General features: G+C 39.1%; 5 protein-coding genes. All 5 read left to right on the forward strand.

The window, feature by feature from the left end; genetic code table 11:
• The coding region (locus K1X56_15060) for a hypothetical protein (protein MBX7096038.1) at positions 1 to 883 on the forward strand (883 nt) is incomplete at its 5' end.
• Between the two features lie 3 nt (positions 884 to 886).
• Complete coding sequence (locus K1X56_15065) at positions 887 to 1777, forward strand: hypothetical protein (GenBank protein MBX7096039.1); 891 nt, start codon at positions 887 to 889, stop codon at positions 1775 to 1777.
• A 162-nt stretch (positions 1778 to 1939) separates the two neighbouring features.
• Positions 1940 to 2155, forward strand: coding sequence for a hypothetical protein (locus K1X56_15070; protein MBX7096040.1), 216 nt, complete (start codon positions 1940 to 1942; stop codon positions 2153 to 2155).
• Positions 2156 to 2275: 120 nt separating this feature from the next.
• Positions 2276 to 2737: an SRPBCC domain-containing protein gene (locus K1X56_15075; protein MBX7096041.1), complete on the forward strand. Its 462-nt coding sequence runs from the start codon at positions 2276 to 2278 to the stop codon at positions 2735 to 2737.
• A gap of 226 nt (positions 2738 to 2963) precedes the next feature.
• Positions 2964 to 3366, forward strand: a 403-nt coding sequence (locus K1X56_15080; protein MBX7096042.1) for a hypothetical protein, incomplete at its 3' end; no start/stop codon positions are given.

Below are 3366 nucleotides of genomic sequence, written 5' to 3' on the forward strand. Positions count from 1 at the left end.
TGCTAAATATTTAATAAATGAAAACGGAAGTGTCATTTTATATGGTGATTCTGATACAATGATGCTCGTTCCTCATCGTTTTTGTCTGACCTCTGAAATGTATTTTTTCATTTGTACTAATACCTTATGCGATTCATTTCAACTTGTAGGCGAGACGATGACCGGGAAATATCGTTTTCCATCGGAATATAAAAATGAATTAATAGTTTGTGGCCATTCATCAAATCCTTCTTTCGTGTTTAACAAACGAAAAATTCAGCCAAATGAAGAAGGAAAATTTGGATTTACCAGAGTCCAAAATGAGGAAATCTGGGTTCATATTGACAAGCATATTACGATTAAAGCATTTCTTCCGGCTATTTTAGAACTCTATTCTGCAGGATATAAAGTTTTCTACTCAGGGAAAGTTGAGATTGATAATAATGAACAAGTAAAATTGTTAACGCGCCATTTTGTAAATTATAAAAACAGTGACGATCGTATTGAAGTTGAATATTGTGAAAATTGTGAGAAGTATCCTAATGTTAAAATTGATTCATTGGTTATCATCGAAGTTTTGACGGATAGTCGCTATAAATTAAATGGAATGAGTACAGATTTGTTTCAGCTTAGGAATTCTGTGGCTAACATGATTTTGCTAAACCGGACTACCCGGTTAAAAACTTTAATTGAAATCTACCTGGACGGCAACGTATCCTTTAATGATTATCTTCACCTATTGGATGAATTTGGTTTTATTATTGAAGGAGAAATTACTACTACCTTTTATCGTGATCCAAATGATCCTGATGCAGATTATATTCTTGAACAACAAGAAAAATCGAATGATTCCATATTGAAATTTGAATTTCCAATTAGAATAAAGGAGATAATTAAAAAGTAAATAATGTTGAAAGAAATCTCAGTATTTAGTTTTATTCTTATTATTTTTTTCTGTTGTTGCAATAGCTCAGAAACAAATGAACCTGTTCTCATTAAAGATTATGCTGATTCTGTAGTTTTTTTAGCTGACACTTCCATTTCACCTTCACTTACCGTTCTTCCCAATCTCGATGATACTACCATTTTTCATGCACTCTATGGAAGCGATGAGCTGATGGTGGTGGATATTAATGATGGAACGGATACTTCGTATTTGAGCATCACTTCCCGCTTTGAATTTTCGGAAGGGGAGGTGGATTATGCATTGATTCGTTTATTGGCGGAGATGGGAACTCAGCACGGACATTTTCTTTTCCGGGAGGATATCGCTGTATTTCAAAAATCAGATACAGGCTGGGTGCTTTGCGACACGATTTTGGATGGATTTGCATTCGACGTGTTGGATGAACCGCAGATGATACAAAAGGGTCCCTATACATTATTCGAATTCTGGAACGAAGGGGCCTACAGTGGCGGTAATTATGAAAAGGGAGTGGCCTATCTGGTTATTCGCAACGGAAGAATTTTGCATCATGCCGGCTATTCGGAGTTTGTGGAGAGCAACAATGCCGCGAGTGAATTTTGCATATTGCCCGAAGATCATGATCCGGATTTCGAATGCCTTTGTGAGGAGACGAAAGCTGATTTAACCGTGAGTTACGATAAAGAAAAAGATGCACTGTTGTACACCTATCTGGGACGTATTACCAGCAAATGTGAAAAGGAAAATTCTTGTTTTATCAAGCGCGTGTATATGGCCAACACCCAAAAGGGTGAATTGATTCTGGAAACCAAAAACTGCGCCGGAAAACGGGATACACTCACATTTGTTCCTCCCAAAAAGCGGTTGAAATGAAAGTTGAGGCTCATTTTATTTTTTCCGGAAAAAAAGAGGAGTAGTTGTACATCACCGGGTGAAAGGAGATTAGGATTGATGGAACGGTATTTTTTTTCATCTTTAAAATTTTGCGGCTCAATCAACTTGCACTATCTTGAAATGAATTATTCATTTTTGTTTATGAAAAAGGTCAGACGTTTTTTATCACCTGTTGTGATGGGAATTTTCCTGTTCATCACTTCGTGTTCTAAGAATAAGGATTGTTATGATGAGGCCTTGTACCAGCAACACAAGGATGATATTTGCACCATGGATTGTCCGGGAGTAACCGGTTGCGACGGAAAAACCTATTGCAACGAATGCATTGCCCGAACGCAAGGCATAAGGGTGAAGTAAATATTTTTTAGAGGAGTAATTTTTAACCTGAGCTGCGGTTTTTTTATTTATTTGCAAATCATAATGACTTGTTTCAGATTAAAAAAACGAATTCCGCTATAATTCTATAATCCAATTAATATGGGCAAATTAACTTATGAAATTTCCATTCATGCTTCGGCCCGAAAGGTGTATGAAAACATGTTAGGTTTAAAAAATAAAAACAGCTACGAATACTGGGTCTCTGTTTTTAATCCCACTTCTACGTATGAAGGAAGCTGGGATCTGGGAAGTAGAATTTATTTTGTAGGAACCGACGAAAATGGAAAGCGTGGAGGCATGATATCCGAAATCGTGGCCCATCAGCCAGCTGAATTTGTTTCAATCCGGCATGTTGGATTTTTAGATGGCGATGTGGAGGTAACCAGCGGTGAAATGGTGGAGAAGTGGGCGGGTGGCCATGAAAATTATACCTACCAGGAACGTGATGGTGTCACTACCGTGCTAGTGGAAATGGATAGTGTGGAGGAATACATGGAATTTTTTAATTCTACCTATCCATTGGCTTTGCAGAAATTGAAAGCTATTTCCGAAAGCGATTAAGCCAAATCGAAAACCGCTCTTATACCATCGTTTCTACCAAATATGATTCTCTTTTTATGGAGGAATTGTTTCAGCAGGATTGAATGCCGAATTTACTTTCTTTATACGCACATACCCAGCATCCGTTTACATTCGCATAAATGCAGGATTTACCACTGTTTTCCGAAGCGTAATTCCTGAAAAAATATGGGGTCGAAACAGTGCTTTTCTGCTTTAGTTTCGAAGCATGAAAGGCTGTTTTTGGGTTTTGCTTTTTTTCATCACCAGGGTGACGAACGCTCAGGTGCCGGAGAGTTTTCCGCAGATCAATGCCGGTGGAAAAATCAATGCCATGGCTTTCGATTCGCTGAATAATATCATTTACATCGCCGGCGATTTTGTACAGGTATCGCTCAGCTCGCGCAAGAACCTGGCGGCGATTAATAAAGGCACGGGCGCAGTGATCGGAAGCTTTAATCCCATCAGCAGCATGACCGGGAGCATCGCTTCGCTGCAAGTGATTGGCAACCGTTTGTACCTGGGAGGCGATTTTACGGCCATTAACGGCAATGCGGCGCAACGTTACCTCGCACGGGTAGATCTGAGCGCAAATGGCAACGTAGGGACCCTCAATGGCGCTTTTAACGTGG

Source organism: Flavobacteriales bacterium (assembly GCA_019694795.1).
GTDB lineage: Bacteria > Bacteroidota > Bacteroidia > Flavobacteriales_D > UBA2798 > UBA2798.